Source organism: Cellulomonas aerilata, assembly GCF_007991755.1.
Lineage (GTDB): Bacteria > Actinomycetota > Actinomycetes > Actinomycetales > Cellulomonadaceae > Pengzhenrongella > Pengzhenrongella aerilata.
In genome coordinates, this window is record NZ_BJYY01000021.1 from 1 (window position 1) to 26,881 (window position 26,881).

General features: G+C 75.7%; 26 protein-coding genes. 6 read left to right on the forward strand and 20 right to left on the reverse strand.

The window, feature by feature from the left end; translation table 11 throughout:
* Positions 1–347: 347 nt before the first annotated feature.
* From tyrS to argC, 11 genes are all read right to left on the reverse strand, one after another.
* A complete protein-coding gene (gene tyrS / locus CAE01nite_RS16125) occupies positions 348–1,616 on the reverse strand; it encodes a tyrosine--tRNA ligase (protein ID WP_146906562.1) in 1,269 nt (422 codons plus the stop codon).
* A 127-nt stretch (positions 1,617–1,743) separates the two neighbouring features.
* Positions 1,744–2,478 (reverse strand): DNA-3-methyladenine glycosylase, encoded by a 735-nt coding sequence (locus CAE01nite_RS16130; RefSeq protein WP_246131278.1) that lies wholly within the window; start codon positions 2,476–2,478, stop codon positions 1,744–1,746.
* Positions 2,475–3,032 carry a uridine kinase family protein gene (locus CAE01nite_RS16135; protein ID WP_307725009.1) on the reverse strand — a complete coding sequence of 186 codons (558 nt, stop codon included), beginning with the start codon at positions 3,030–3,032 and terminating at the stop codon, positions 2,475–2,477. Before CAE01nite_RS16135 ends, CAE01nite_RS16130 begins: the two co-directional genes overlap by 4 nt.
* Before the next feature lie 103 nt (positions 3,033–3,135).
* Positions 3,136–4,593, reverse strand: coding sequence for an argininosuccinate lyase (gene argH, locus CAE01nite_RS16140; RefSeq protein WP_146906564.1), 1,458 nt, complete (start codon positions 4,591–4,593; stop codon positions 3,136–3,138).
* A gap of 3 nt (positions 4,594–4,596) precedes the next feature.
* Positions 4,597–5,904 carry an argininosuccinate synthase gene (locus tag CAE01nite_RS16145; RefSeq protein WP_146906565.1) on the reverse strand — a complete coding sequence of 436 codons (1,308 nt, stop codon included), beginning with the start codon at positions 5,902–5,904 and terminating at the stop codon, positions 4,597–4,599.
* The gene (locus CAE01nite_RS16150) at positions 5,904–6,476 is read right to left on the reverse strand and encodes an arginine repressor (RefSeq protein WP_146906696.1); all 573 of its coding nucleotides are present in this window, start codon (positions 6,474–6,476) and stop codon (positions 5,904–5,906) included. Before CAE01nite_RS16150 ends, CAE01nite_RS16145 begins: the two co-directional genes overlap by 1 nt.
* 134 nt (positions 6,477–6,610) lie before the next feature.
* On the reverse strand, positions 6,611–7,543 hold the full coding sequence (argF, locus tag CAE01nite_RS16155; protein WP_146906566.1) for an ornithine carbamoyltransferase: 933 nt from the start codon (positions 7,541–7,543) through the stop codon (positions 6,611–6,613).
* Positions 7,540–8,844 (reverse strand): acetylornithine transaminase, encoded by a 1,305-nt coding sequence (locus CAE01nite_RS16160; protein WP_146906567.1) that lies wholly within the window; start codon positions 8,842–8,844, stop codon positions 7,540–7,542. The genes argF and CAE01nite_RS16160 overlap by 4 nt, the downstream gene beginning before the upstream one ends.
* Complete coding sequence (gene argB / locus CAE01nite_RS16165) at positions 8,841–9,854, reverse strand: acetylglutamate kinase (RefSeq protein WP_146906568.1); 1,014 nt, start codon at positions 9,852–9,854, stop codon at positions 8,841–8,843. Before argB ends, CAE01nite_RS16160 begins: the two co-directional genes overlap by 4 nt.
* Complete coding sequence (argJ, locus tag CAE01nite_RS16170; RefSeq protein ID WP_146906569.1) at positions 9,851–11,014, reverse strand: bifunctional glutamate N-acetyltransferase/amino-acid acetyltransferase ArgJ; 1,164 nt, start codon at positions 11,012–11,014, stop codon at positions 9,851–9,853. Before argJ ends, argB begins: the two co-directional genes overlap by 4 nt.
* A 16-nt stretch (positions 11,015–11,030) precedes the next feature.
* Positions 11,031–12,101 (reverse strand): N-acetyl-gamma-glutamyl-phosphate reductase, encoded by a 1,071-nt coding sequence (gene argC / locus CAE01nite_RS16175; protein WP_222595960.1) that lies wholly within the window; start codon positions 12,099–12,101, stop codon positions 11,031–11,033.
* Positions 12,102–12,291: 190 nt separating this feature from the next.
* Between argC and CAE01nite_RS16180 the strand changes: the two genes are divergently transcribed.
* From CAE01nite_RS16180 to CAE01nite_RS16190, 3 genes are read left to right on the forward strand one after another with little or no spacing between them, the layout of a single operon-like run.
* Positions 12,292–13,275, forward strand: coding sequence for a quinone oxidoreductase family protein (locus CAE01nite_RS16180; RefSeq protein WP_146906571.1), 984 nt, complete (start codon positions 12,292–12,294; stop codon positions 13,273–13,275).
* Positions 13,272–13,979 (forward strand): DsbA family oxidoreductase, encoded by a 708-nt coding sequence (locus tag CAE01nite_RS16185; RefSeq protein ID WP_246131279.1) that lies wholly within the window; start codon positions 13,272–13,274, stop codon positions 13,977–13,979. Before CAE01nite_RS16180 ends, CAE01nite_RS16185 begins: the two co-directional genes overlap by 4 nt.
* Complete coding sequence (locus CAE01nite_RS16190) at positions 13,976–14,524, forward strand: GNAT family N-acetyltransferase (RefSeq protein WP_186816636.1); 549 nt, start codon at positions 13,976–13,978, stop codon at positions 14,522–14,524. Before CAE01nite_RS16185 ends, CAE01nite_RS16190 begins: the two co-directional genes overlap by 4 nt.
* A 57-nt stretch (positions 14,525–14,581) precedes the next feature.
* On the opposite strand, the gene CAE01nite_RS16195 is transcribed toward CAE01nite_RS16190, so the two are convergent.
* The 8 genes from CAE01nite_RS16195 to infC all read right to left on the reverse strand — a co-directional run bounded on the left by CAE01nite_RS16195 (position 14,582) and on the right by infC (position 23,157).
* Positions 14,582–15,556, reverse strand: coding sequence for an oxidoreductase (locus CAE01nite_RS16195; protein WP_146906573.1), 975 nt, complete (start codon positions 15,554–15,556; stop codon positions 14,582–14,584).
* A gap of 94 nt (positions 15,557–15,650) precedes the next feature.
* Positions 15,651–18,260: a phenylalanine--tRNA ligase subunit beta gene (pheT, locus tag CAE01nite_RS16200; protein WP_146906574.1), complete on the reverse strand. Its 2,610-nt coding sequence runs from the start codon at positions 18,258–18,260 to the stop codon at positions 15,651–15,653.
* Positions 18,260–19,339, reverse strand: coding sequence for a phenylalanine--tRNA ligase subunit alpha (pheS, locus tag CAE01nite_RS16205; RefSeq protein ID WP_146906575.1), 1,080 nt, complete (start codon positions 19,337–19,339; stop codon positions 18,260–18,262). Before pheS ends, pheT begins: the two co-directional genes overlap by 1 nt.
* Before the next feature lie 342 nt (positions 19,340–19,681).
* Positions 19,682–20,320, reverse strand: a complete 639-nt coding sequence (gene thpR / locus CAE01nite_RS16210) for an RNA 2',3'-cyclic phosphodiesterase (protein WP_146906576.1) — start codon at positions 20,318–20,320, stop codon at positions 19,682–19,684.
* A 28-nt stretch (positions 20,321–20,348) separates the two neighbouring features.
* On the reverse strand, positions 20,349–21,191 hold the full coding sequence (locus tag CAE01nite_RS16215) for a TrmH family RNA methyltransferase (protein WP_246131280.1): 843 nt from the start codon (positions 21,189–21,191) through the stop codon (positions 20,349–20,351).
* Positions 21,192–21,244: 53 nt separating this feature from the next.
* Complete coding sequence (gene rplT, locus CAE01nite_RS16220; protein WP_146906577.1) at positions 21,245–21,631, reverse strand: 50S ribosomal protein L20; 387 nt, start codon at positions 21,629–21,631, stop codon at positions 21,245–21,247.
* 65 nt (positions 21,632–21,696) lie between these two features.
* Positions 21,697–21,891: a 50S ribosomal protein L35 gene (gene rpmI / locus CAE01nite_RS16225; RefSeq protein ID WP_146906578.1), complete on the reverse strand. Its 195-nt coding sequence runs from the start codon at positions 21,889–21,891 to the stop codon at positions 21,697–21,699.
* 102 nt (positions 21,892–21,993) lie between these two features.
* On the reverse strand, positions 21,994–23,157 hold the full coding sequence (infC, locus tag CAE01nite_RS18665; protein ID WP_246131281.1) for a translation initiation factor IF-3: 1,164 nt from the start codon (positions 23,155–23,157) through the stop codon (positions 21,994–21,996).
* Positions 23,158–23,463: 306 nt separating this feature from the next.
* On the opposite strand from infC, the gene CAE01nite_RS16235 reads away from it, so the two are divergent.
* The gene (locus CAE01nite_RS16235; protein ID WP_146906579.1) at positions 23,464–23,838 is read left to right on the forward strand and encodes a DUF1844 domain-containing protein; all 375 of its coding nucleotides are present in this window, start codon (positions 23,464–23,466) and stop codon (positions 23,836–23,838) included.
* Between the two features lie 57 nt (positions 23,839–23,895).
* Here CAE01nite_RS16235 and CAE01nite_RS16240 read toward each other — a convergent pair whose 3' ends face one another.
* Complete coding sequence (locus tag CAE01nite_RS16240) at positions 23,896–25,221, reverse strand: MFS transporter (RefSeq protein ID WP_146906580.1); 1,326 nt, start codon at positions 25,219–25,221, stop codon at positions 23,896–23,898.
* Positions 25,222–25,316: 95 nt separating this feature from the next.
* Between CAE01nite_RS16240 and CAE01nite_RS18670 the strand changes: the two genes are divergently transcribed.
* Positions 25,317–26,141: a COG2 family protein gene (locus CAE01nite_RS18670; protein ID WP_246131282.1), complete on the forward strand. Its 825-nt coding sequence runs from the start codon at positions 25,317–25,319 to the stop codon at positions 26,139–26,141.
* Entirely contained in the window at positions 26,138–26,881 is a 744-nt protein-coding gene (locus CAE01nite_RS16250; protein ID WP_371862913.1) for a S1C family serine protease, read from the forward strand. Before CAE01nite_RS18670 ends, CAE01nite_RS16250 begins: the two co-directional genes overlap by 4 nt.

Genomic DNA, 26,881 nt, shown 5'->3' on the forward strand with positions numbered 1-26,881 from the left:
AGGAGGCAACCGTTCAAACTTACCCGACCCGACCCCCACCGTCAACCACCCGGCACCAGGCCCGATCCCACCCCAAGGCGCCATCGCACCCACGAACCCGAAGGGACCGCGGAGAGTCGAACCTGGAGGGAGCCACCCCGGGACCAGCCACCCACTCCGAAGAGCCGATGTCCGTTCCTCCCTGCCGGGCGGCGAACAGGAACACTACGCACGGCCCTAGACAGGGTCAACCTGGGCTGTCCGTGACGGCGCTCACCGCGCCTGACCTGCACGGATGCGCGTTCGGGCGTGTCCACGGGCTGCCGAGCGGTTCCCGGCGCGCTCGTCGCCCGGATCGCCGGCGTCGGTCAGCCGGCGGCGCCGGCGTCGACCACCGCGAGGGTCCGCTTCCCGCGGCGGAGCAGCGCCCAGCGCCCGTGCAGCAGGTCGTCCGCGTCCAGGACCGCGGCGTCGTCGACCACCTTGACGTTGTTGACCGACGCACCCCCCTCGGCGATCGCCCGGCGAGCGGCCGCCTTGCTCGCCACCACACCGGACGAGGCGAAGAGGTCGACGAGCGGGTCCCCCGGCTTGCCGGCGGTGCTCGGGAGCTCCGCGACGGCCGCCGCGGTCGTCGCGGCGTCCAGGCTGCGCAGGTCGCCTCGCCCGAACAGCGCCTGGCTCGCGGCCACCACGCCGTCGGCGGCCGCGGTCCCGTGCACGAGCGCCGTCACGTCGTGCGCGAGCGTGCGCTGCGCCTCACGGGCTGCGGGCCGCTCGGCGACCGCCGCCTCGAGCGCCTCGATATCGGACCGGCTGCGGAACGTGAACACCTTGAGGTAGCGCACCACGTCGGCGTCGTCGGCGTTGAGCCAGAACTGGAAGAAGGCGTACGGGCTGGTCAGCTCCGGGTCGAGCCACACCGTGCCGGACTCGGTCTTGCCGAACTTGGTGCCGTCGGCCTTGGTGATCAGCGGCGTGGTCAGCGCGTGGACGCCGATCCCCTCGACCTTGCGGATCAGCTCCACCCCGGACAGCAGGTTGCCCCACTGGTCGCTGCCGCCCGTCTGGAGCGTGACGCCGTGCCGGCGGTGCAGCTCGAGGTAGTCCATCCCCTGGAGGATCTGGTAGCTGAACTCGGTGAAGCTGATGCCCTGCTCGCTGTGGAGCCGCCGGGCGACGGTGTCCTTGGCGAGCATCGTGCCCAGCCGGTAGTGCTTGCCGACGTCGCGCAGGAAGTCGATCGCCGACATCGGCGCGGTCCAGTCGAGGTTGTTGACCATCCGGGCAGCGGCCGGACCGTCGAACCGCAGGAGCGGCTCGATCTGGCGGCGGATGCGCTCGACCCAGCCGGCGACGACGTCGGGCGAGTTGAGCGTCCGCTCGCCCGTCATCTTCGGGTCGCCGATGAGCCCGGTGGCCCCGCCGACCAGGGCCAGCGGGCGGTGCCCGGCGTCCTGGAGGCGGCGGACGGTGAGGATCTGCACGAGGTTGCCGATGTGCAGGCTCGGCGCGGTGGGGTCGAAGCCGCAGTACAGCGTGAGGGGCCCGTCGGCGAGCGCGGTGCGCAGGGCGGGCTCGTCGGTGGTCTGGGCGACGAGGCCGCGCCACCGCAGCTCGTCGAGGATCTCGGTCACGGGTGGATCTCCTTGTCGCGGGTCTGCGCACAGTCTGCCGTGCGCGCCGCCGGGCCGGCCGCGGGGTCCGTCCCGCGGGCGCCGCGCCCCGCTCGTCTCGACCGGCCGGGGGCGGTCGCGCCGTCGGTCAGGCCGACGTCCGGTCGGCGCGGGTCGCGCGGCGCCGGGGCGGGGGGCCGGGCCGGAACACCGAGACCGTGGGCTCCCCCGGCAGCCACATCCGCCACGGGAACGCGTCGGCGTCGGCGCCCGCACCCGAGACGCCCACGCGCGGGCCCGTCACGTGCGGCAGCGCCGGACCGGACGGCCGGTGCACGACCACGAAGCCGGCAGGGTCGGTCAGGTCCGCCCCGTAGGCGGTCAGGTCGAGGCCGAGGGCGACGGCCAGACGCGCGGGTCCGCGGGCGAGGTCGACGTCCGAGCGCGTGACGCCGGCGCGCGAGCGGCGGTCCCGGGCCAGCTCGGCGCCCGCGACCACCTCGCCGGCCCGCAGGAGGACGGCCGACGCGACGCCGTCCGGTCCGGTCACGACGTTGACGCAGTGGTGCAGTCCCAGGTGCCGGTAGACGTACAGCCGTCCCGGCTCCCCGAACATCGCCGCGTTGCGGGGGGTGGGGCCGCGGTAGGCGTGGGACGCCGGGTCGGCGAGCCCGCGGTACACCTCCACCTCGGTGAGCCGGACGGTGACGTCGCCGTCGGCGTGACGCGTGGTGACGTGCGAGCCCAGCAGGTCGGCGGCCACCTCGTGGGCGTCCCGGGCGTACCACGGACGGTCGGGGACGTCGTGCGGGCGGGCCGGGTCCGGGGCGTCCGGATCGAGCCGGGGGGCGTGCGGGCCGAGGCGGGGGGCGGGCGAGGTCACGGCTCCATGCTCGCGCATCCGTCGACGAGCACGTCGGCACGCTCCCGGGTGCCCTCGGCGGCGAAGTGCGCGGCCTCCGCCGCCATCCACGCGAGCCACTCCGAGCGCATGTCCTCCCCGTCGCGCTCCAGCCCCCGCGCGAGCCGGACGTCGGGCGGCGCCTCGACCCACACGCGCAGGACGGCGACCGCGTCCGCCGCCCGGCGACCCGCGCCGCAGCCCTCCACGACAAGGGCGCCGGTGAGCGGGACGTCGTGCTCCTCGGCGAACCGGCGCTCCACCCAGTCGTAGCGGCGGTACCGGCCGGGGCGCCCGGCGGCCAGCGGCGCCAGGACGCCGTCGGCGAGCCGTGACCACCAGCCCTCCAGGTCGCCCCAGCCGGCGAGCAGGTCGTCGCCGTGCAGGACCGGCGCGCCGAGCGCGGCGCCGAGCCGGCCGGCGAGCGTCGTCTTGCCGGACCCGGCCGGGCCGTCGACGACGACGAGGCGGGTGCCACCCAGCCGCGGCGACGCCGCCCGGACCCGGTCGGCGAGCGCGGTCACCGACACGGGCACCGGAGCCGGTGTCGGCACCGGTGTCGGTACCGCGGACGTCACCGGCTCGGGCGTCGGGACCGGCACCGCGGGCCGGGTCGGCGGGCTCACCGGCGGAGCGAGGTCACGCCTGCGTCCAGGCGCGCAGCTCACCGGCACGCGCGCGGGCACGCTCGAGCTGCTCGCGGACCCGGACCGGCGCCGTCCCGCCGTAGGCCGACCGTGACGCGAGGGACCCCTCGACGGTCAGCACCGTGCGGACCTGCGGCGTCAGGTGCGGGGAGATCTGCGCGAGGTCGTCGTCGGACAGGTCCCACAGCTCGGTGCCGCGCTCCTCGCACTCGCGCACGCACGCCCCGGCGACCTCGTGCGCGACCCGGAACGGCACGCCCTCGCGGACCAGCCACTCGGCGATGTCGGTCGCCAGCGAGAACCCCTGCGGTGCGAGCTCGGCCATGCGGCCGACGTCGAACCGCATGGTGGCCACCATCCCCGCGAACGCCGGCAGCAGCACGGTCAGGGTGTCGACCTGGTCGAAGACCGGCTCCTTGTCCTCCTGCAGGTCGCGGTTGTACGCCAGCGGGAGCCCCTTGAGGGTGGTGAGCAGACCGGTGAGGTCGCCCACGAGCCGGCCCGCCTTGCCGCGCGCGAGCTCGGCCACGTCCGGGTTCTTCTTCTGCGGCATGATGCTCGACCCGGTCGAGAACGCGTCGTCCAGCCGGACGAACCCGAACTCCTTGGTCGCCCAGAGGATGACGTCCTCCGCGAGCCGGGACAGGTCCACGCCGGTCATCGCCGCGACGAACGCGAACTCGGCGACGACGTCGCGCGAGGCGGTGCCGTCGATGGAGTTCTCCGTCGGCCCGTCGAACCCGAGCTCCGCGGCGACCGCGGCCGGGTCCAGCCCCAGCGAGGACCCGGCCAGCGCCCCGGACCCGTACGGGGAGCGCGCCGCGCGGGCGTCCCAGTCGACCCACCGCTCGACGTCGCGCAGCATCGGCCACGCGTGCGCCAGCAGGTGGTGGGCGAGCAGGACCGGCTGAGCGTGCTGCAGGTGCGTGCGACCGGGCATCGGCGCCTCGCCGACCGCGTGCGCCTGGGCGACCAGTGCGTCGACGACGTCGAGCAGCAGGGCGGAGACGGCCCGCGCCTGCTCGCGCAGGTAGACCCGGATCAGCGTGGCGATCTGGTCGTTGCGGGACCGTCCGGCCCGCAGCTTGCCGCCGAGGTCGACCCCGGCGCGCTCGATCAGGCCGCGCTCGAGCGCGGTGTGCACGTCCTCGTCGGCCGGGACCGGGGTGAACGCTCCGGACACGACGTCGTCGCGCAGCCGCCCGAGCGCGTCCACCATGCCGTCACGCTCGTCGTCGGTGAGCAGCCCGGCCGCGTGCAGCACGCGCGCGTGGGCCACCGACCCGGCGATGTCGTGCGTCGCCAGGCGCCAGTCGAAGTGGGTGCTGAGCGACAGGGCGGCCAGCGCGTCCGATGGTCCGGACGCGAACCTGCCGCCCCACAGGCTCAGCCGTGGCCCGCCGTCGGGCGGCCCGTCCGGCAGCCCGTCCGGAACGGTCGGGGACGTCATCGCTCAGGCCCCCGCGGCGCCGTCGGGCGTGCCGGACGAGGTCGACTCGGCGCCGCCCCCCGACAGCGCACCGGCGCTGGACGACCCGGCGACCGGGCTCAGGTCCACGCCGTTGCCGAACTTGACGTCGCGCGCCGCGGACAGCTTGGACGTCAGGCCGTAGATCTCGATGAAGCCCTTGGCCTGGGACTGGTCGAACGTGTCACCCGTGTCGTAGGTGGCGAGGTTGAAGTCGTAGAGGCTCGCCTCGCTGCGGCGGCCGGTGACCGTCGCCCGACCGCCGTGCAGCACCAGGCGGACGTCGCCGGAGACGTAGCGCTGGGTGTCGTCGATGAAGGTGTCGAGCGAGCGCTTGAGCGGGGAGAACCACTGGCCGTCGTAGACGAGCTCGGTCCAGCGCTGGTCGACGCCGCGCTTGAACCGGGCCTGCTCGCGCTCGACGGTGACGTTCTCGAGCTCCTGGTGAGCGGCGATGAGCGCGATGGCGCCGGGCGCCTCGTAGACCTCGCGGGACTTGATGCCGACCAGACGGTCCTCGACGATGTCGATCCGGCCGATGCCCTGGGCGCCGGCGCGACGGTTCATCTCCTGGATCGCCTGCAGCGGGGTGACCCGGATCCCGTCGAGCGCGACGGGGATCCCCTGCTCGAAGGTGACGACGACCTCGTCGGCGACCGGCGGGAAGGTCGGGTCGTCGGTGTAGCTGTAGACGTCCTTGGTGGGCGCGTTCCAGATGTCCTCGAGGAACCCGGTCTCCACCGCGCGGCCCCACACGTTCTGGTCGATCGAGAACGGGTTGTGCTTCGTGGTCTCGATCGGCAGCGAGTGCTTGTTCGCGTACTCGATCGCCTTGTCCCGGGTCAGGGCGAGGTCACGCACCGGGGCGATGCACGCCAGGTCCGGCGCGAGCGAGGTGATGCCGACCTCGAAGCGGACCTGGTCGTTGCCCTTGCCGGTGCAGCCGTGGGCGACCGTGGTGGCGCCGAACTGCCGCGCGGCGCGGACCAGGTGCTTGACGATCACCGGGCGGGACAGCGCCGAGACGAGCGGGTAGCGGTCGAGGTACAGCGCGTTCGCCCGCAGGGCGGGCATGCAGTACTCGGCCGCGAACTCGTCCTTGGCGTCCGCCACGTACGCCTCCACGGCACCGCAGTCCAGCGCACGGCGGCGGATGACCTCGAGGTCCTCCCCGCCCTGGCCGACGTCGACGGCGACGGCGATGACCTCGGCCCCGGTCGCCTCGGCGATCCAGCCGATGCCCACAGAGGTGTCCAGGCCGCCGGAGTAGGCGAGCACGACGCGATCAGTCATCACAGGTCTCTTTCGTCGGAAGTCGGGGAGAGCGGGGTCGGGAAGGAGGAGGGGACGGGGCCGTGCGACGCCAGGTCCAGGAACCGGGCCGCCAGCACGGAGCCGGCGGAGCCCGTGGTGCCGGCGGGACGGTCGTCGCGCGCGATCACCAGGACGGTGTCGTCGCCGGCGATCGTGCCCATCACCCCGGGCATGACCGAGTGGTCGATGGCCGAGGCGAGGAACTGCGCCGCGCCGGCCGGCGTGCGCAGGACGACGAGGTTGCCGGACGCGTCCGCGGTGACGAGCAGCTCGGCGCAGAGCCGGGCCAGGCGCGCCGCCAGGTACTCGGTGTCCGGCGCCGGCTGGGGGCTGCGGTCGCCGCCCTCGGCCGGGATCGCGTACGCCAGGGCGCCGCCGGCGGTGCGGATCTTGACCGCCCGCAGCTCGACGAGGTCCCGGGACAGGGTCGCCTGCGTCACCGAGACGCCGGCCTCGGCGAGCTGGCCGGCGAGCTCGGTCTGGGAGTGCACCGGCTGCCGGGACAGCAGGGTGGCGATCAGCGCGTGCCGGGCGGCCTTGGTCGCGGGCAGCCGCCCCGCGTCAGCCGGCGCCGTGCCCGACGCCGTGCCCGACGGCGTGCCCGACGGCGTGCCCGACGACGTGCCCGGCGCGGTGCCCGGCGCCGTGCCGGACGACGCCCGGCCGGCGCGGGTCGCGGGGGCGCTCACGGCTGCTCCAAGAGCCAGGTCAGGACGGCCTTCTGCGCGTGCAGGCGGTTCTCCGCCTCGTCCCAGACGACCGAGCGGGGGCCGTCGAGCACCTCGGCGGTGATCTCCTTGCCGCGGTAGGCCGGCAGGCAGTGCAGGACGAGCACGTCCGGCGCGGCGAGCGCCACCAGCGCCTCGTCGACGCGGAACGGCACGAACGGCGCCTCGCGCTGGTCGGCCTCGCCCTCCTGGCCCATCGACACCCAGGTGTCGGTCGCCAGCACGTCCGCACCGGCCGCCGCCTCGGCCGCGTCGTGCGTGACCTGCACCGACCCGCCGGTGGAGGCGGCGAGGCGGCGGGCGGCGTCGACCACGTCGGCCGGCGGCGGGAACGCCTGCGGCGTCCCGATCCGCACGTGCATGCCGGCAGTCGCCCCGCCGAGCAGGTAGGACGCGGCCATGTTGTTGGACCCGTCCCCCACGTACGCCAGCGTCATCCCGCGCAGCGCCGCCGCACCGCCGCGGTGCTGGGCGACGGTCAGCAGGTCCGCGAGCACCTGGCACGGGTGGAACTGGTCCGACAGCGCGTTGACCACCGGCACGCGGGACACCGCGGCCATGGCGTCCAGGCGCTCCTGGCCGAACGTGCGCCACACGATCGCGGCGACCTGGCGGTCCAGCACGCGTGCGGTGTCCTCGACCGACTCCCCCCGCCCGAGCTGGGACGTCCCCGCGTCCAGCACGAGGGGGTACCCGCCGAGCTCGGCGATGCCCGCCTGGAAGGACACCCGGGTGCGCGTCGACGGCTTGTCGAAGATCACCGCGACGGCGCGGGGACCCGCCAGCGGCGTGCGGATGAAGCGGTCGTCGCGGTAGGCGAGCGCGAGCTCGAGCACCTCGTGCTGCTCGCGGGGCGACAGGTCGTCGTCGCGCAGGAGGTGCCGGGTCACCGGGCACCGCCCGTCGCGTCGTGCGCCGGCTCGTGCGCGGCGCCGTCGGCGACGTCGTCGGCCGGGACGTGCGCGGCGCCGTCGGCCGCGACGAAGGCGACGAAGTCCGCGGCCTGGTCCGCGGTGAGGACGAGCGGGGGCGCGAGCCGGATCGCGTCCGGCGCGACGGCGTTGACGATGAACCCGGCCTCGAGCGCACGGGCGGCCAGCGCGGCGGCCACCGGCTCGCGCAGCCGGACCGCGAGCAGCAGCCCGTCGCCGCGCACCTCCTCGACCAGCGGGTGGCCGGCGGCGGCGACGCCGTCGCGCAGCCGCCGACCCACCTCGGTGACGTGGGCGAGGAGGCCGTCGCGCTCGATCACCGCGATGGTCGCGAGCGCGGCGGCGCTGGCGACCGGGTTGCCGCCGAACGTGGTGCCGTGCTGCCCGCGGCCGAGCAGCGTCGCGGCGCGCTCGCCGTACGCGACGACCGCGCCGATCGGGAAGCCACCGCCGAGGCCCTTGGCCAGCGAGACGACGTCGGGCGTGACGCCGCCGCCGAGGTGCGGGTGCTGGTGGGCGAGCCAGGCGCCGGTGCGGCCCATGCCGGTCTGCACCTCGTCGAGGGCGAGCAGCGCGCCGTGCTCGCGGGTCAGCTCACGGGCCCGCGCCAGGTAGCCGGGCGGCAGCGGCCGGACACCGGCCTCCCCCTGGATGGGCTCCAGGACGAGCGCGGCGACGTCGTCGGCCATGGCGGCCTCCAGCGCGGCCGTGTCGCCGAACGGGAGGAACTCCACGCCGCCGGGCAGCGGCTCGAACGGCTCGCGGTAGGCGGCCTTGGCGGTCAGCGCCAGCGCGCCCATCGTCCGGCCGTGGAACGCACCCTCGAGCGCGAGGATCCGCGGGCGTCCGGTGCGGCGCGCCATCTTGAAGACGGCCTCGTTGGCCTCGGCGCCGGAGTTGGTGAAGAAGACCCGCGATCCCTCGGGCGCCGCGGCCAGCGCGAGCAGCCGCTCGGCCAGGGCGATCTGGGTCGGCGTGCCGAAGAAGTTCGAGACGTGCCCCAGCGTCCCCAGCTGCGCCGAGATCGCGGCGGTCAGCGTGGGGTGCGCGTGGCCGAGGGCGTTGACGGCGATCCCGGCGAGCAGGTCCAGGTACCGCTTGCCGTCCGCGTCCCACACGTAGGCGCCCTCGCCGCGGACCAGCACGCGCTGCGGCGGGCCGAACGTGTCCATCAGCGCCTGGCCGTACCGCTGCGTCCAGGCGGCGACGGAGTCCGGGCCCGCCAGGTCCGTCGTGGTCGGGGTGGTCACGTCGGTCATGCGGGCTCCCTGCGGACGACGACGGGCACGGCACCGGTGAACGGGGACGGGACCGGCTCGTCGTCCGGCAGCACCATGGTGCCCACGCCCTCGCTGGTGAAGATCTCGACGAGCACGGAGTGCGGGGCCCGGCCGTCGATGACGTGCGCCCGGCCGACGCCGCCCTCGACCGCGCGCCAGCACGCCTCCATCTTGGGGCGCATGCCCCGGTCGAGCGTGGGCAGCAGCTCGGCGAGGGCCGAGGCGCGGATCCGGCGCACGAGGGACGCCCGGTCGGGCCAGGCCGCGTACAGGCCCTCGACGTCGGTCAGCACGATGAGCTTGCGTGCCCCGAGGGCGACCGCGAGCGCGGCCGCCGCGGTGTCGGCGTTGACGTTGAGCACCTGGGTCGGGTCCTCGATGTCGGGCGCGACCGTGGACACCACCGGGATGCGTCCGGCGTCGAGCAGGTCCAGGACCGCCGACGGGTTGACGTGGACGACGTCCCCGACCAGCCCGATGTCGACCGCCTCGCCGTCGACGACGGCGGTGCGCCGGCGGGCCTGGAGCAGACCGCCGTCCTCGCCGGACAGCCCGACGGCGTACGGCCCGTGCGCGTTGAGCAGGCCGACGAGCTCGCGGGACACCTGCCCGGTGAGCACCATCCGCACGACGTCCATCGCCTCGGGGGTGGTGACCCGCAGCCCCCCGCGGAACTCGGACTTGATGCCGAGGCGGTCGAGCATGGAGTTGATCTGCGGTCCCCCGCCGTGCACGACGACGGGCCGCAGCCCCACCTGCCGCAGGAACACCATGTCCTGCGCGAAGGCGCGCTTGAGGTCGTCGTCGACCATGGCGTTGCCGCCGTACTTGACCACGACGAGCGCCCCGGAGAACCGCTGGAGCCAGGGCAGGGCCTCGATGAGGACCTCGGCCTTCTGCTCGGGGAACAGGTCGGTCCGCGGGTCGAAGTGGAAGTCGTCGGCGGGCTCGCCGGCCGTGCCGCCCGCGCCGGTCGTCGGCTGGCTCATGTCGAGTACGCGCTGTTCTCGTGGACGTAGTCGTGCGTGAGGTCGTTGGTCCAGACGGTCGCGCGCGCGTCGCCCGCGTGCAGGTCGACGAGCACCTGCACCTCGCGGCCGGCGGCGAGGTCCACGCCGGAGCGGTCCTCGCCGACGCCGCCCGCCCGGCACACCTGCACGCCGTTGATGCTGACGTCGATCCGGTCCGCCCTGAAGGCCGCGACCTCGACGGGCACGGTGCCCGCCGCGGCGAGCACCCGGCCCCAGTTGGGGTCGTTGCCGAAGACGGCGGCCTTGAACAGGTTGGACCGGGTGACGGCACGGGCGACGGCGACCGCGGCGTCCTCGGTGTGCGCGCCGACGACCGTCACGGCGATGTCGTGGCTGGCGCCCTCGGCGTCCGCGACCAGAGCACGCGCGAGGTCCGCGCACGCCTGCGTGACGGCGGCGGCGAGCTCGTCCGGGGAGGGCCGGACGCCCGAGGCGCCGGACGCCAGCAGCGCGACGGTGTCGTTGGTGGACATGCAGCCGTCGGAGTCCACCCGGTCGAAGGTGACGCGGGTCGCGGTGCGCAGGGCGGCGTCGGCGTCCTCGGCGCTGCAGTCGGCGTCCGTGGTGAGGACGCAGAGCATCGTGGCGAGGCCGGGGGCGAGCATGCCGGCGCCCTTGGCCATCCCGCCGACGGACCACCCCTCGCGCTGCACGACGACGGTCTTGGGCACGGAGTCGGTGGTCATGATCGCCACCGCGGCGCTGTCGCCGCCGGCCGGGGTGAGCGCCTCCGCAGCCGCGGTGACCCCCGCCAGGAGCGCCGGCATGGGCAGCCGCTCACCGATGAGCCCGGTGGAGCAGACCAGGACGTCCCCGGCGGACACCCCCAGGGCCGCTGCGGTGTGCTCGGCGGTCGCGTGCGTGTCGCCGAAGCCCTCCGGGCCGGTGCAGGCGTTGGCGCCGCCGGAGTTGAGGACGACGGCGGTCGCGACACCGTCCGACACGGCCTGGCGCGTCCACAGCACCGGGGCCGCCTGGACGCGGTTGCTCGTGAGGACCGCCGCGGCGACCTGCAGCGGGCCGTCGTTGACGACGAGGGCGACGTCGGGCCGACCGGACGCCTTGAGGCCGGCGGTCACGCCGGCGGCGCGGAAGCCGCGGGGGGCGGTGACAGTCATAGGTCCTCCTGGTCGCTCACGGGGCCACCCCGGTGGTGGTCAGGCCGGCCGTCTCGGGCAGTCCGAGCGCGAGGTTGAGGCACTGCAGCGCCCCGCCCGCGGTGCCCTTGACGAGGTTGTCCAGCGCGGTGACGGTCACGACCCGGCCGGCCCGCTCGTCGACCGCGACCTGGACGAGCGCGGTGTTGGCGCCGCTGGTCGCCGCCGTCGTCGGCCAGCGCAGCGCGCCGCCGGCCCCGGCGGGCAGCAGGTGGACGAACGGCTCGTCGGCGTAGGCGGTCTCCCACGCCTCCCGGACGGAGCCGACGTCCACCCCGGGAGCCAGCCGCGCGGTCGCGGTCGCGAGGATCCCGCGGGACATCGGGACCAGGGTCGGGGTGAACGAGATCGACACCGACGCGGCACCCGCCACCGTGAGGTTCTGCTCGATCTCCGGGATGTGCCGGTGCGTCCCGCCGACGCCGTACGCCTGCGCGGAGCCCAGCCCCTTGGCCGCGAGCAGGTGCGGCTTGAGCGCCTTGCCCGCGCCCGAGTACCCGTTCGCCAGCACGGCCACGAGGTCGGTCGGCTCGATCACGCCGGCGGCGACGCCGGGCTGCAGGCCCAGGGTGACGGCCGTGACGTTGCACCCGGGGACGGCGACCCGGCGGGCGCCGGCCAGGGCGGCACGCTGGGCGGACGCCGAAGCCTCGCCCGCGTGCAGCAGCTCCGGCAGCCCGTACGGCCACGTCCCGGCGTGCTCGCCGCCGTAGAACGCGGTCCAGGCGCCGGAGTCGCTCAGGCGGTGGTCCGCCCCGAGGTCCAGGACGAGGCAGTCGTCCCCCAGCTCGGCGGCGATGGCCGCGGAGGCCCCGTGCGGCAGTCCGAGGATCACGACGTCGTGCCCGGCCAGCACCTCGGCCGTGGTCGGCTGCAGGACGCGGTCGGCGAGCGCGGGCAGGTGCGGGTGGTGCTCCCCCAGCAGGCTGCCGGCGCTGCCGTGCGCGGTGAGGGCGCCGATGCGGGCGTCGGGATGACCGAGCAGCAGCCGCAGGGCCTCACCCCCGGCGTACCCGCTGGCGCCGGCGACGGCGACGGTGAACGACATGTGCATGAACATACACCCGAATGCACGGCGATGCAGGTGCCGGTCGGACGTCCGCGAGAGGTCCGGGCCCACTCTGGCGGTGTCCCGGAGATGGCGCGCGGCGAGGCGCTCCACTGGCCCGGTCACCTACGGTCCGGCGCGCGAGCGCACGGCCCGGGATGACGCGGGCCCCGGAGTATGTTGCGCCGACATGCGAGCCATCCGAGCCACCGCCGCGGGCGGACCCGAGGTCCTGAGCCTGGACGACCTGGACGCCCCCGTCGCCGGACCCGGCCAGCTGCTGGTCCAGGTCGCGGCGGCGGGCGTCAACTTCATCGACACCTACCGCCGCTCCGGCGTCTACCCGGTCCCGTTCCCGCACGTCGTCGGGTCGGAGGGGGCGGGCACCGTCGTGAGCGTCGGGGACGGCGCCGACGGGTTCGCCCCCGGTGACCGCGTCGCCTGGAGCGCCGCCCCCGGCTCGTACGCCGAGCTCGCCGTGGTGCCCGTGCGCGACGCGGTGCCCGTGCCCGACGACGTCCCGGACGACGTCGCCGCCGCGCTGCTGCTGCAGGGCATGACCGCGCACTACCTCGTGACGTCCACGTTCCCCGTCTCCCGCGGCCAGGTCGTGCTCCTGCACGCCGGCGCGGGCGGCGTCGGGCTGCTGCTCACCCAGCTCGCGGTGGCCCGTGGTGCGCGCGTCATCACCACGGTCGGCAGCGTGGCCAAGGAGCGGCTGTCACGGGCGGCCGGGGCGCACGACGTCATCCGGTACACCGAGCTCGACGACCTCACGCGCGACCTGCCCGAGCAGGTGCGCGCCCTGACCGACGGCCGCGGCGTCCACACGGTCTTCGACGGCGTCGGCCGGGACACCTTCGACGCGTCGCTGGCCTCGCTGCGGCCGCGCGGCGGCCTGGCGCTGTTCGGCGCGTCGTCGGGCCCGGTCCCGCCGGTGGACCCGCAGCGGCTGAACGCGGCGGGGTCCCTGTACCTCACCCGTCCGACGCTCGGCCACTACGTCGCCACGCGCGAGGAGCTCACCTGGCGGGCCGCCGAGCTGTTCGACGCGGTGCAGACCGGCGCGCTGGACGTGCGCATCGGCGCGACGTTCCGGCTGGCCGACGCCGCGGACGCCCACCGCGCGCTCGAGGGGCGCGAGACGACCGGAAAGGTTCTCCTGGTCCCGTGACGACCACCGATCCCCTGGGCGGCGCCGCGACGCCGTCCGCCACCACCCGCACGACCCCGCTGCGGGTCGAGATTTGGTCCGACGTCGCGTGCCCGTGGTGCTACATCGGGCGGCGACGGTTCGCGGCCGCCCTGGCGGACTTCCCGCACCGCGACCGCGTCCACGTCCGCTGGCGCAGCTACCAGCTGTCCCCCGAGGCGCCGGTCGGCTCGCCGCTGTCCGAGGCGCAGATGCTCGCGGACATGAAGGGCCTGCCGCTGGACGCCGTGCACGACATGTTCGCGCACGTCACCGAGGTCGCCGCGAGCGTCGGGCTCACGTACCGGTTCGACACGGTCCGGCCGGCGAACACCTTCGACGCGCACCGCCTGATCCACCTCGCCCGCCGCCGCGACCCCGACCTGGCCGACGCCGTCGTCGAGGCGCTCATGAGCGCGCACTTCGAGCAGGGGCTGGCGGTGGACGACCGCGAGGTCCTGGTCGCCATCGGCGCCGGCGCCGGCCTGGACCCGGGCGACGTGCGCAGCGCGCTCGCCGGGGACGCCGCCGCCGACGACGTCCTGGCCGACCTGGAGGAGGGGCGCGCCGTCCGGGTGTCCGGGGTGCCGTTCTTCGTGCTGGACCGGCGGTTCGGGGTGTCCGGCGCGCAGCCGACCGAGCTCTTCGCGCAGGCGCTGCAGCGCGCGTGGGACGCGGGCCGGTGACCGTCACCTCCGCCGCGCTCCCGCGACCCATCGCGCCGGCCGACGTCCCGGCGCTCGCGCACCTCAACGACGCCGCCGTCCCGGCCGTCAACGAGCTCGGCGCCGCCGGCCTGGCCGCGCACGTGCCCGGGTGCGACGTGGCTCTCGTCGTGCCCGACGACGACGGCGCGCCGCTGGCCTTCGTGCTCGCCGTCGCGCCCGGCGCCGGCTACGCGAGCGAGAACTACCGGTGGTTCTCCGAGCACCGGCCGGGGTCGCTGTACGTCGACCGGATCGTCGTCGCGCCGCACGCCCACGGCCGGGGTCTGGGCCGCACGCTCTACGCGGCGGTGGCCGGCCGCGCGCACGAGCTGGGCCTGGGAGAGATCACCTGCGAGGTCAACCTCGAGCCGCCGAACTCCCAGTCGCTCGCGTTCCACGCCCGGCTCGGCTTCCGGCAGGTGGGTGAGCAGGTCACCAAGGGCGGTGCGGTCCGGGTGGCCCTGCTGGCGCGGACGCTCGACGGTGGCCATGCGGGCGAGCAGGTCCGCGCGCTCACCGCGTGACCGCCGACCGAGGGGCCGCCGGCGCCTCAGCCGCCCGCGATTGGTACCACCGGCGCCTCAGCCGCCGGCGGTCGGCCCCACCGGCGGCAGGTCGGGGTAGGTGACACCCGTGAGCCGCTCGCTGAGCGACCACAGGCCCCGCGCGGTCACGTCGTCCGTCGCCCGGTCCGAGCGGCCCACCCGCGTCGGGGCGCCGCGCTGCTCGAAGCGGCCGTCCGGGCCGAAGTACTCCCCGCCGCGCACGTCGGGCATGGTCGCGGCGTAGAGGGAGGGCAGGGCGCCGTCCGCGTCGGACTGCTCGACGGCGTGCCCGAGCGACGTGTACAGGGCGGCCAGCGGCTTCGGCAGCCCCGCGACGAAGGGCGCGCTGAGGTTCGAGGAGGCCAGACCGGGATGCGCGGCCACGGCCACGACCGGGTCGCCGTGGGCACGCAGGCGCCGGTCCAGCTCGCGCGCGAACAGCAGGTTCGCGAGCTTGCTCTGGCCGTACGCGCGCCACGGACGGTACGGGCGGCGCTCCCAGCCGAGGTCCTCCAGGTCGATCCGCCCCATCCGGTGCCCGGCGGAGGACACCACGACGACGCGGGCGTCCGGCGACCGGCGCAGCGCCGGCAGGAGCCGGCCGACCAGGGCGAAGTGCCCGAGGTGGTTGGTGCCGATCTGCGTCTCGAAGCCGTCCCGGGTCGTGCCGCGCGGCACCGCCATGACGCCCGCGTTGCACACGAGCACGTCGAGCGGCGCCTCGCCCCAGTCGTCGGCGAACCGCGCGACGGACGCCAGGTCGGCGAGGTCGAGCAGCTGCAGCTCGGCGTCCTTCCCGGTCTCCGCGCGCAGCGTCGCCCGTGCCGCCTCCCCGCGGCCGGCGTCGCGGCACGCCAGCACGACGGAGGCGCCGTGCGCCGCCAGGCCGATCGCGGTCTGCAGCCCGAGGCCGCTGTTCGCGCCGGTGACGACGGCGCGGCGGCCGTCCAGGTCCGGGATGTCGTCGGCGGACCATCGTGCGGCGGCGGTCGTGGGGGCCCGTGTCGGCATGCGCCCAACCTAACCGGAGCCGGCGCACGCCACCCCGCGTGGTCGCGCGCCGGCCTCGCGGCTGCTCCCCCGCCGCCGCACCGCACTGCGGGGGTCAGGCCCCGCGCAGCACCGCCCCGACCCGCCGTCCGGCCTCGGCGACCGCGGCCTCCCGGACGGCCGCGGCGTCGGCGGCGGTGAGCGTGCGGTCGGCGGCGCGCAGGCGCAGCGAGAACGCGAGCGACTTCTTGCCCTCGCCGACCTGCGGGCCGGTGAACACGTCGAAGACCCGCAGCTCCTCCAGCAGGTCCCCGGCACCGTCGCGGACGGCGGCCATGAGGTCCCCGGCGGGCACGTCGGCGTCCACCACGAACGCGAGGTCCTCCTTGGCGACCGGGAACGTCGAGACCGGCGTCGCCTGCAGCGGCTCGCCGGGGGCCGCGGCGAGCAGGACGTCGAGGTCCAGCTCGAACGCCACCGAGCGGGCCGGCAGGTCGAGGCGGGCCAGCACCTCCGGGTGCAGCTCGCCGGCGTGACCGACCAGCGTGCCGTCCGCGAGCTCCAGCCGGGCGGTCCGGCCCGGGTGCCACGGCGCGTGGCCGCTGTCGGCCCGGGCCTGGACCTCGACCCCCACCGTGGCGGCGACCAGCCGGACGGCGGCGATGGCGTCGCCGTGGTCGGCGCGCCGCCCCGGTCCCCACCAGCCGGCGCGCTCGCGGGCACCGGCGAGGAAGCCGGCGACCCGCCGCGGCTGGGGCGGCACGGCGGCGGCCAGGCGCGCGAGGTCCTCGTCGGACGGCCGGACCGCGCCGGGGAGCTGCGGCGCCGGCGGGGCGTCCGGCAGCGGCCGGGTGACCAGGCCGATCTCGTACAGCGCCAGGTCGGTCGCCCCACGCCCGACGTTGCGCCGGGCCGTCTCCAGCAGCGTGGTCAGCAGGTTGGTCCGCATCTCCGGCTGGGTGTCCGCCAGCGGGTTGGCCAGCCGCAGCGCACGGCGCCGGTCGTCGTCCGCGGGCAGGCCGAGCGCGTCGTGCTGCTCGGCGCCGACGAACGGGTAGGACAGCGTCTGGGTCCAGCCGTCCCCGGCCAGGGCCCGGGCGACCGCGCGGCGGGCCAGCTGGCCTTCGGTCAGCCCGCGTCCCGCCGGTGCGGCCGGCAGGACGGAGGGGATCGCGTCGTACCCGCGCAGCCGCGCGACCTCCTCGACCAGGTCGACGGGCACCTGCAGGTCCGGACGCCAGCTCGGGACCGTGACCTCGAGCGTCCCGCCGGAGCCGGCACCGGCACCGGCGCCGTCGGCCCCGTCGCCGGACGCCACCGTGCACCCGATGGTGCGCAGCGTCTCGGCCACCTCGTCCGCGGTGTACGGCACGCCGACCAGGCGGGCCGGCAGGTCCACCGGGAGCGTGAGCGTCCGGGCGGGCCCGGTGCGGTCGACGTCGGTGACCGCGTCGTCGACGGTCCCGCCGCCGTGCTCGACCAGCAGCGCCGCGGCGCGCGCCACCGCGACCCGGGCGAGCTGCGGGTCCACCCCGCGCTCGAACCGCTTGGCGGCCTCGCTGGGCAGCCGGTGCCGCCGGGCCGTCCGCGCGACGGACACCGGGTCGAAGTGCGCCGCCTCGAGCAGCAGGTCGGTCGTGCCCGCGCTCACCTCGGTCTCGGCGCCGCCCATGACCCCGGCCAGTCCCAGCACCCGGGCGCCGGCGGCGCCGTGCGGGCTGTCGGTGATGACGAGGTCCTCCGGGTGCAGCGTCCGCGCGACGGCGTCCAGCGTGGTCAGCGCGTCGTCGGGGCGCGCGCGGCGCACGACGACCGGCTCGGCCAGCTGGGCGAGGTCGTAAGCGTGCAGCGGCTGACCCAGGTCGAGCATCACGTAGTTGGTCACGTCGACCGCGAGCGAGATCGGGCGCATGCCGGCCTGGGTGAGCCGGCGCTGCATCCACGTCGGGGACGGGCCCGACGCCGCGACCCCGCGCACGACCTGCGCCACGAACCGGTTGCACCCGGCGGCCCCGTCGACCGGGGCGTCGTCGGCGATCTCCACGGCGACGCCCCCGCCCGCGGGCCGCGACACGGCGGCGGGATCGGTCACCACGCCCGGCAGGCCGGCGTCGGTGTACGCCGCGCCGGTGGAGTGCCCGTACTCGCGCGCCACGCCGCGCATCGCGAAGCAGTAGCCGCGGTCCGGGGTCACGTTGATCTCGAGGACCTCCTCGCCGAGCCCGAGCAGCTCGCGGGCGTCGGTCCCCGGCTCGGCGTCCAGGCCGAGGCGCGAGATGACGATGATGCCGTCGTGGTCCTCGCCGAGGCCCAGCTCGCGGGCGGAGCAGATCATCCCGTCGGACACGTGCCCGTAGGTCTTGCGGGACGCGATGGGGAACGGTCCGGGCAGCACGGCCCCGGGCAGCGCCACGACGACGCGGTGGCCGACCTCGAAGTTGTGCGCGCCGCACACGATGCCCCGCGGGGCGAACGTGCCGTCCTCGCGCGGCTCGCCGTAGGTCCCGACGTCGACCCGGCACCAGTTGATCGTCTTGCCGTTCTTCTGCGGCTCCGGGGTCAGCTCCACGACCTCGCCGATCACCAGCGGGCCGCTGACGGCGGCCGGGTGGATCGCCTCCTCCTCCAGCCCGACGCGCACCAGGTCGGCGGCGACGGACTCGGCGGTGGCGCCGGCGGGCAGCGCGACGTGCTCGGCGAGCCAGGACAGCGGGATGCGGGGCATCAGATCACTCCTGCGAACTGCTGGGAGAAGCGGGCGTCGCCCTCGACCATGTCGTGCATGTCGGCGATGCCGTGACGGAACATCAGCGTGCGCTCGATCCCCATGCCGAACGCGAACCCGGAGTAGACGTCGGGGTCGACGCCGCAGGCGCGCAGCACGTTCGGGTTCACCATCCCGCAGCCGCCCCACTCGACCCAGCCGGGGCCGCCCTTCTTCTGCGGGAACCAGAAGTCCATCTCGGCGCTGGGCTCGGTGAACGGGAAGTACGCGGGCCGCAGCCGGGTCCGGGACTCCGGCCCGAAGATCGCGCGGGCGAAGTGGTCCAGCGTGCCCTTGAGGTGCGCCATGGTCAGGCCCTTGTCGACCGCGAGTCCCTCCACCTGGTGGAACACCGGCGTGTGCGTGGCGTCCAGCTCGTCGGTGCGGAACGTCTTGCCGGGGCAGACGACGTACACCGGCAGGTCGCGCGAGAGCAGCGTGCGCGCCTGGACCGGTGACGTGTGCGTGCGCAGCACCAGACCGGCGTCGGCCGGCTCGACGAAGAACGTGTCCTGCATCTGGCGCGCCGGGTGGTCCGGGCCGAAGTTCAGCGCGTCGAAGTTGAACCACTCCGCCTCGACCTCCGGGCCCTCGGCCACCTCCCAGCCCATGGCGACGAAGATGTCCGCGACGCGCTCCTGCAGCAGCTCCAGCGGGTGCCGTGCGCCGCGCGGGGCCCGGTCGACCGGGAGCGTGACGTCGACCGCCTCCTCGACCAGCACGCGCGCGTCGCGCTCGGCCTCCAGCTCCACCTGGCGGGCGGCGATCGCCGCGGTGAGGCGGCCGCGGGTCGACCCCAGCAGCTTGCCGGCGACGGCCTTGTCGGCCGGGGCCAGCCGGCCGATCTCGCGGTTGGCCAGCGACAGCGGGCTGCGGTCCCCGGCGTGGGCCAGCCGCGCGGTCTTCAGCGCGTCCAGGTCACCGGCGGCGGCGACGGCGGCGAGCGCGTCGGTCAGGGCCTGCTCGACGGCGCCGGCGTCCAGCGGCGACAGGGCAAGGCGCTGCGGGTCGTTCTCCGAGGGCAGTGAGGGGGTGGACATCCGAGCCTTCCATGCCAGTCAGGGGCCAGCTCACCGGCCGTTCGAGCGTGCCTGGGCGAGCGGCCGGTGCGATCCGCCGGTGCGGAGCGGTGCGAGCAGCAGGGTCGAGCGGCCCGCGGCCTGGTGAGTCTAGGGCGCGGCCGCCGTTGGGCCCGCCCACATTTCGCCGGGTGGCGGACGACCACCGGCGTCGACCTCCCCCCGTCGCAGGGGGGCGTCGGCACGGGCGAGCGGAGGGACGCCGACCCGGACCGGCTGCCGGTGCCGACAGGGCGACGTGCCCGCGCACTCGGACCGTCCGGGCCCGGCCGCCTCCGCCGGCGCCCCGGGCCCGCGCACCCCTCAGGCGGTCGTGCTCTCAGTCAGGGGGAACGTCTGGACGGTCGTGTAGGCCGGTCCCCCGCCGCGGCCCTCACCCGGGCGGGACTCGACCAGGGCGAAGTCCTCGACCGTCCACAGCGGTCCCCCGTAGACGGCCAGGGCGTGCGCGAGGGACGCGACCCGGTCCGGGCCGGAGCCCCCGGCCTCACCGCGGCGCCGGTGCGGACCGGAGCGGCCGCGTGCCTGGCTGCGGACGCGGGCCACGGTCAGGTGCGCGCGGGACCGGACCCGGCCGTCCTGCCGGCCGGTGACCTCGCCGCCGAGGTCGACGCTCCGCGCGGTGAGCGCGGCCATCGCCTCGACGTCGCCGCCGACGCCGATCCAGAACACCCGCCGGTCGAACACCCCGGCACCGCGCAGCTGCAGGTCGAAAGGCTCGTGCCCGGCGGCGACCGCGGCCAGCCCGCCGGCCAGGTCCTGCGCGGCCCCGGCGGGGACCTCGCCGTAGAAGGCGAGCGTCAGGTGACGGTCCTCGGGGGGCGCCCAGCGCAGGGGGCCCACCGCGCCGGACTCCTCACCGGGCCCCCGGACGGCGGCCAGGGCGTGCTCGACGTGGTCCAGCACGCGCGGGGGCGGCAGCACCGCGGCGAACAACCGCACCCCGGGCCTCCTCCGCCGCCGGCGGTCCTCAGCGCTGGGCGCGCGAGGACGCGTACAGGCACACCGTCGCAGCGGTCGCCAGGTTCAGCGACTCGGCCCGGCCGCGGATGGGGACGCGCACGACGGCGTCGGCCAGCGCGCGGTCCTCCTCGGGCAGGCCCCACGCCTCGTTGCCGAAGACCCACGCCGTGGGTCGGGTCAGGTCCGGCACGCCGGCTCGCGCCGGGCGCCCGACCGCGTCGAGCAGGTCGTCGAGGTCGTGCTCACCGGAGCCGTCCGCGGCCAGCACCGCCAGTCCCGCGGCACGCAGCGCGGCGGTCACCTCGGCCAGGGGCGCACCGGCGGTGACGGGCAGGTGGAACAGCGACCCGGCCGTGGACCGGACGACCTTGGGGTTGTGCACGTCGACGCTCTCGGCGGTCAGGACGACGGCGTCGGCCCCGGCCGCGTCCGCCGCGCGGACGACCGTCCCGGCGTTGCCGGGGTCACGCACGCGGACGAGCACCGCGACCAGGCGGGGCGACGACGCGATCACCGACGCCAGCCCGACGTCGTGCGTCTCGGCGACGGCGAGCACGCCCTGCGCGTCCGGGCTCATGGCCGCCACGACCTCGTCGGTCGCGACGTGCACGCGCAGGCGCGCCGCGGCGGCGTCGTGGAGGATCTCGGCGTACCGGTCGGCACCAAACGGGGTGACGTACACGTCCCGGACCCGGCCCGGCGCCTCCCGGACCACCTCGCGGACCGACTGCGGTCCCTCGACGAGGAACCGCCCGGCCCGCAGACGCACCGAACGCCCGGACAGGGCCCGGACCGCCTTCACCCGCTCGGAGCGGGGGTTGGTCAGCTCGGGCCCGGCCGGCGACGTCACAGAGGGTCTACCGGTGTCCGGGCGTTCGTGGTCTCGTGCGCGAGCGGGGATGCTCAGGCCGCGGCGACGGGCGCGTTGACGTCCTCGGGCAGGGCGTTCTTCGCCACCTGCACGAGCGTGTTGAACGACGCGATGTCGTTGACGGCCATGTCGGCCAGGACGCGGCGGTCGACCTCCACACCCGCGGCCTTGAGGCCCTGGATGAGGCGGTTGTACGTCAGGCCCTGCGCGCGCGAGGCCGCGTTGATCCGCTGGATCCAGAGCTTGCGGAAGTCTCCCTTGCGCGCCTTGCGGTCACGGTAGGAGTAGACGAGGGAGTGGGTGACCTGCTCCTTCGCCTTGCGGTACAGGCGCGAGCGCTGGCCGCGGTAGCCGCTGGCGCGCTCGAGAACTTCGCGACGCTTCTTGTGGGCGTTGACCGCCCGCTTCACGCGTGCCACGTGATGCTCCTTACGTTTCGGGTCCGGCTGACGTCAGACGACGGACGCGGGTGCGTCCGGTCGGCTCACTTGCCGAGCATCTTCTTGATCTTGGGGGCGTCGGCGGGTGCGACCACGAGGTCACCGGCGAGACGACGCGTGCGGCGGCTCGACTTGTGCTCGAACAGGTGACGGGCGCCCGCCTGCTCGCGCATGACCTTGCCGCTCCCGGTGATCCGGAAGCGCTTCTTGGCACCGGAGTGCGTCTTGTTCTTCGGCATGGCTGCCGTTCTCTCCTCTGGTCGCATCGCGCGGACTTCACGCGACTGTCGTCGTGCGGCGGCCGGTGGGCCTCCGCGCAGTGCAGGGGTGTGCGGACGGGCTCAGTCCGACGACTCGGCGGACGGCGGACGCGGTGCCGCCGGCTTGGCAGGCCCCGGCCGGGCGGCCGGACGCGGGGTCGGCTTGCCGGCCACCGCGGGGGACGGCCGGGCCGGCACCGGGGTGGGCCGGGGCGCCGCGGGACGCGCAGCCTGCTCGCCGGGCGTCGCAGCGGGACGGGCCGTCGGTGCCGGACGCGCCGCCGGTGCCGCGGGGGTGGACGTCGTCGGACGCGGGGCCGGGGACGCCGGACGCGGGGCCGACGAGGCCGGACGCGGCGCGGACGACGCCGGACGGGGGGCCGAGGACACCGGGCGCGGCGCGGACGACGCCGGACGCGGGGCCGACGTCGCCGCCGGACGCGCCGCCGGGGCCGGTGCAGCCGCCGCGGGACGCGGGGCGGCGACCGGGGCCGTCGGAGCGGAGACCGTCGGGACCGGCACCGCCGGGGCGGACGCAGCCGGAGCCGAGACCGGGGCGGGGGCTGCGGCCGCGGGGGCGGCAGCAGGCGCGGGCGCCGTGGCGACGGCAGCGGTCGCCCCGGCAGGCACGCTCACGCGCTCCACCGGCTCCGGGGCCGGCTGCGAGTCGCGAGCGGCGCGCCGCAGCTCCTGCTTCTGCTCGGCCTTCTTCTTGGTCGGGCCGAGCACCATGATCATGTTGCGGCCGTCCTGCTTCGGCGAGCTCTCGATGAAGCCGAGCTCGGCGACGTCGTCGGCGAGCCGCTGCAGCAGGCGGATGCCCATCTCCGGGCGCGACTGCTCGCGGCCACGGAACATGATCATGACCTTGACCTTGTCGCCGGCCTTGAGGAACCGCTCGACGTGGCCCTTCTTGGTGCCGTAGTCGTGCGGGTCGATCTTCAGCCGGAAACGGATCTCCTTGAGGACCGTGTTCGTCTGGTTGCGCCGGGCCTCGCGCGCCTTCATGTCGGCTTCGTACTTGAACTTGCCGAAGTCCATGAGCTTGCAGACGGGCGGGCGGGCGTCGGGGGCGACCTCGACCAGGTCGAGGTCCGACTCCTGCGCCAGACGCAGAGCGTCCTCCACGCGGACGATGCCGACCTGCTCCCCGTTGGGGCCGACGAGCCGGACCTCGGGGACGCGGATCCGATCGTTGATGCGGGGCTCGCTGATGTGGTGCTCCTCGTACTCGCAGTGGTCCACCGCGGGACGAGAAAGGCCCTCGTCCGTGGGCACAGGCGAGGGCCGATGGATCCGACGTCGCAGCGCGCTGGTGCGCAGCCACGACTCGAGTGCACGCCCCGCAGGACGGGACGCGCTCTCTCGGACCGGACCCGGCACCTGTCGTCCGTCAGGACAGTCGGCAGCGGGTGGGATCAGCTCCACTTGTGCACCGATGAGCCACGCCGCACGCGTGTGCGGGCACGGATCACCAGTTGGTCGGCGCCAAGACTAGCACCCCGGCCCCCCAGGGGAAGGTGACCGTGGTCGCAGTGAGAGGATCGGTGCATGTCCCAGCCCTCCGCAGACTCCCCCTCGACCGACGCCACCACCGCGACCCGCGACATCGCCGACGTCGCCGCCGTCGAGGTCATCACCACCGCCGCCGTCCACCTCATGAGCGCCGCGGCGGTCAAGTGCGGCCTGTCCGAGGACACCCCGGACGCGACCGGCGCCGACTACCTCGACCTCGACGAGGCCCGCAAGCTCATCACCGCCCTCGCGGCCCTGGTGACCGCGAGCGCGGCGGACCTCGGCAACCAGCACGCCCGCTCCCTGCGCGACGGGCTGCGCTCCCTGCAGCTCGCCTTCCGCGAGGCCTCGCCCTTCCCGGACGCCCCGGGCGAGGGTCCCGGGGAGAAGTTCACCGGCTACGTGAGCTGACCACGGTCCGACCTCCCGGGTGGACGGTCGCCCGGACGGGGGCCGAGCGCCACCCGCTCAGCGGGCGGTGCGCCCGGCCAGCACCTCGCCGCCGGGCACCGGCCCCTCGGGCTCGGCGACGTCGAGGTCCGCGTCCGTCACGACGGCGGCGGCGGCCCGGCGGTCGCGCACGACGGACAGCACGAGCAGCCCGCCACCGGCGACCACGACGCCGACCCCGCCGGCCACCAGGAACCCGGCGCTCGCCCCCGCCCGGTCGATCACCAGCCCGCACAGGGGTGCACCGAGCGCGGACCCGACCGTCATCGCCGAGCCGCTCCACCCCATCACCTCGCCGCGGCGGTGCTCGGGGACCAGCCGGACGAGCGCCGCCGTGATGGAGGACAGCGCCGGGGCGCACGGGACCCCGGCGAGCACCACCGCGACCGCGAGCCACAGCGGGTTCCCCGCCAGCGCGGCGGGCACCGTGAGCACGGCCAGCAGGAGCACGAGCGTGAGCGGCTGCACCGAGCGCCGTCCCGCGCCGTAGACGAGCCCGCCCACGACGGACCCGGCCGCCCACAGCGCGATCATCCAGCCCGTGTCCGGGACGCGGTCCCACTCCTCCAGCGAGGCGACGATGCTCACGTCGGTGCCGGTCAGGACGAGCGACGCGGCGCTCGCCGCCAGCAGGGTGACGAGCAGGGCCGGGGTGATCACCCGGGCGGGCGCCACCGCGGCGCGGGAGCCGGCGTGGCCGGCGACCGCGGCGCCCGCCCGTGCGACGTCGCCGCCGTCGGCGCCCGTCGCGGCAGGGCGGAGGGCGGTGCGGGTCGGCGGGTCGAACCACATGAGCAGCGCGCCGGCCCCCACGGTCGCGACGCCGACCACCACCAGCGCCGCCGTCGTCGACCACGTGGTCGCGACCAGCACGCCCAGCACGGGCGCCAGCATGAAGGTGAGCTCGGTGCACACCGAGTCCAGGGCGAACGCCGTGCGCTGCTCCTCCTCGGGGACCAGCACGGACAGCGACTGACGGATCACCGAGAACACCGGGACCATGAACAGCCCCGCGACGACGCCGGCCACCAGCAGGCCGCGGTAGTCGAGGAACGGTGCGGCGGACCACACCGCCGCCTCGATCACGACCGACGGCAGCAGCGCCCGCCGCAGACCGAGCCGGTCCACCCGCCGGCCGCGCCACGGCGCGCCGATCGCCATGCCCACCGTCATCGCCGCCGCAACCACCCCGGCGTGGCCGTAGCCCAGGTCGAGCGTGCCGACGACGTGCAGGGTCAGCACGACGCCGACGGCGGCGTGCGGGATGCGCGCCACCAGGGAGACCAGGACGAGGCGCAGCACAGCAGGGCGCCGGAGCAGGCGCCCGTAGGGGGCGAGGGTCATGCGGAGGATCGTCCCAGACGCCTCCGACACCCGGCACGGTGATATCCGGCAGCCTCACCCGGTCCCCGCCCGGCCCGCCGTCCTATCCTGCTGCCGTGACCGACGAGCCGACCGCCGAGCCTTCCGCGCCCCCGGGGTCGGGGCGGCGCGCGTCGGCGCTGGACCGTCCGGGCACCGCGGCCACCACCGAGGAGGTGCGCGCGCCGCAGCCGGGGACGGTCGCGCACGCCGGCTCCGAGGCGACCACGGTCCTGCGCACGCTGCCCCCGGCCGCCGCCACGCCGGACGCGACCACGGGCCCGGGCGGCACCGCGGACGGCGACCGGGTGTCCTCCGGTCCGCCGCCGGCGGACCCCGGCGGCACGGCGGACCCCGGCGCCACGGCGGCCCCGCCGGCGGCCGGCGCAGGACGGCGACGTCGCCGGTGGCCGGTCGTCGTGCTGAGCGTCCTGCTCGTCGCGTCGCTCGCGGTCGGCGGCTACCTGCTCGCCACGGCCCGCGCGTACGCCGAGCGGCTGGACTGGACCGAGCAGCAGGCGCGGGCGATCGGGTCGGACCTCGCGCTGACGCGCAGCGACCTCGAGGGTGCGCGCTCGGAGATCGAGGGGCTGCAGGTGCAGCTGACCACGGCGCAGGAGCGGATCACCGCACTGGCCGACGAGAAGGCGCAGATCGGGGACGACCGGGAGGCGCAGCGTCAGCTGCTGGACTACCAGGCTCGGGTCAGCGAGGCGGCCGGGATCGTCGCCTCGGCGCTCGACCGGTGCGTCCAGGGCCAGGACCAGCTCATCGCCTACCTCGAGGACGCCGCCTCCTACGACCCGGCCGACCTGGCGAACTACGGGTCCGAGGTGGAGGCGCTGTGCCGGTCCGCGTCGGACGCCAACGTCGCGCTGCAGTCCGAGCTGGACCAGCGGTGACCCGCATCCGCACCCGGCAGGTCACGGTGCTCGCGCCGGTCCTGGCGGCGGCGCTGCTGACCGGGTGCGGCGTCCTGCCCGCGATGCCCGGTCCGACGCCGACCGGCTTCGTGCCGTCCGAGGTGCCCGCCCCGGCCCCGACGGCGACCGGCAACCTCTCCCCCGACGGCTTCGACGCCGCGCAGCGCATGGCGGTGCGGATCCGCAACGTCGGCTGCGGGTCGGTGTCGACGGGGTCCGGGTTCGCGGTCGACGCGCAGACCCTGATCACGAACCGCCACGTGGTCGCCGAGTCCGCCGAGCTGCAGCTGAGCACCTACGACGGGCGGGACCTCGCGGCCACCACGGCGAGCACCGCCGAGCTCGCGGACCTCGCGATCGTCCGCACGACCGACGAGCTGCCCGCCGTCCCCGAGCTGGCCGACGCCGACCCGGCGCCGGGCGACACGGTGTCCGTCGTGGGCTACCCGCAGGGCGGGCGGCTGACCGTCACCAGCGGCAAGGTGATCGGCGGCACGACCGACCCGCTGAACGAGAACCTCGGCGAGGTGCTGGTCACCGACGCCGAGGTGGAGCCCGGCAGCTCGGGCTCCGCCGTCCTGGACGCGCAGGGACGGGTGGTGGGCGTCGTGTACGCCAAGAACTCCGTGAACCAGAGCTTCATCGTCCCCGTGAGCACACTCAGGACGATGCTCGCCGACACCGGGTCCTTCGTCGACGCACCGTCCTGCGCGGGCTGA

Bases quoted from the DNA above. Each gene is read 5' to 3' on its own strand.
- argC (WP_222595960.1), bottom strand. From the start codon at position 12,101: ATGTCGTTCACCGTCGCCGTCGCCGGCGCCAGCGGGTACGCCGGGGGT.
- CAE01nite_RS16235 (WP_146906579.1), top strand. From the start codon at position 23,464: ATGTCCCAGCCCTCCGCAGACTCCCCCTCGACCGACGCCACCACCGCG.
- argB (WP_146906568.1), bottom strand. From the start codon at position 9,854: ATGAGCCAGCCGACGACCGGCGCGGGCGGCACGGCCGGCGAGCCCGCC.
- CAE01nite_RS16195 (WP_146906573.1), bottom strand. From the start codon at position 15,556: ATGCCGACACGGGCCCCCACGACCGCCGCCGCACGATGGTCCGCCGAC.
- CAE01nite_RS16240 (WP_146906580.1), bottom strand. From the start codon at position 25,221: ATGACCCTCGCCCCCTACGGGCGCCTGCTCCGGCGCCCTGCTGTGCTG.
- argJ (WP_146906569.1), bottom strand. From the start codon at position 11,014: ATGACTGTCACCGCCCCCCGCGGCTTCCGCGCCGCCGGCGTGACCGCC.
- CAE01nite_RS16160 (WP_146906567.1), bottom strand. From the start codon at position 8,844: ATGACCGACGTGACCACCCCGACCACGACGGACCTGGCGGGCCCGGAC.
- pheT (WP_146906574.1), bottom strand. From the start codon at position 18,260: ATGCCCCGCATCCCGCTGTCCTGGCTCGCCGAGCACGTCGCGCTGCCC.
- pheS (WP_146906575.1), bottom strand. From the start codon at position 19,339: ATGTCCACCCCCTCACTGCCCTCGGAGAACGACCCGCAGCGCCTTGCC.
- argH (WP_146906564.1), bottom strand. From the start codon at position 4,593: ATGACGTCCCCGACCGTTCCGGACGGGCTGCCGGACGGGCCGCCCGAC.
- rpmI (WP_146906578.1), bottom strand. From the start codon at position 21,891: ATGCCGAAGAACAAGACGCACTCCGGTGCCAAGAAGCGCTTCCGGATC.
- CAE01nite_RS16180 (WP_146906571.1), top strand. From the start codon at position 12,292: ATGCGAGCCATCCGAGCCACCGCCGCGGGCGGACCCGAGGTCCTGAGC.
- CAE01nite_RS16145 (WP_146906565.1), bottom strand. From the start codon at position 5,904: ATGACTGATCGCGTCGTGCTCGCCTACTCCGGCGGCCTGGACACCTCT.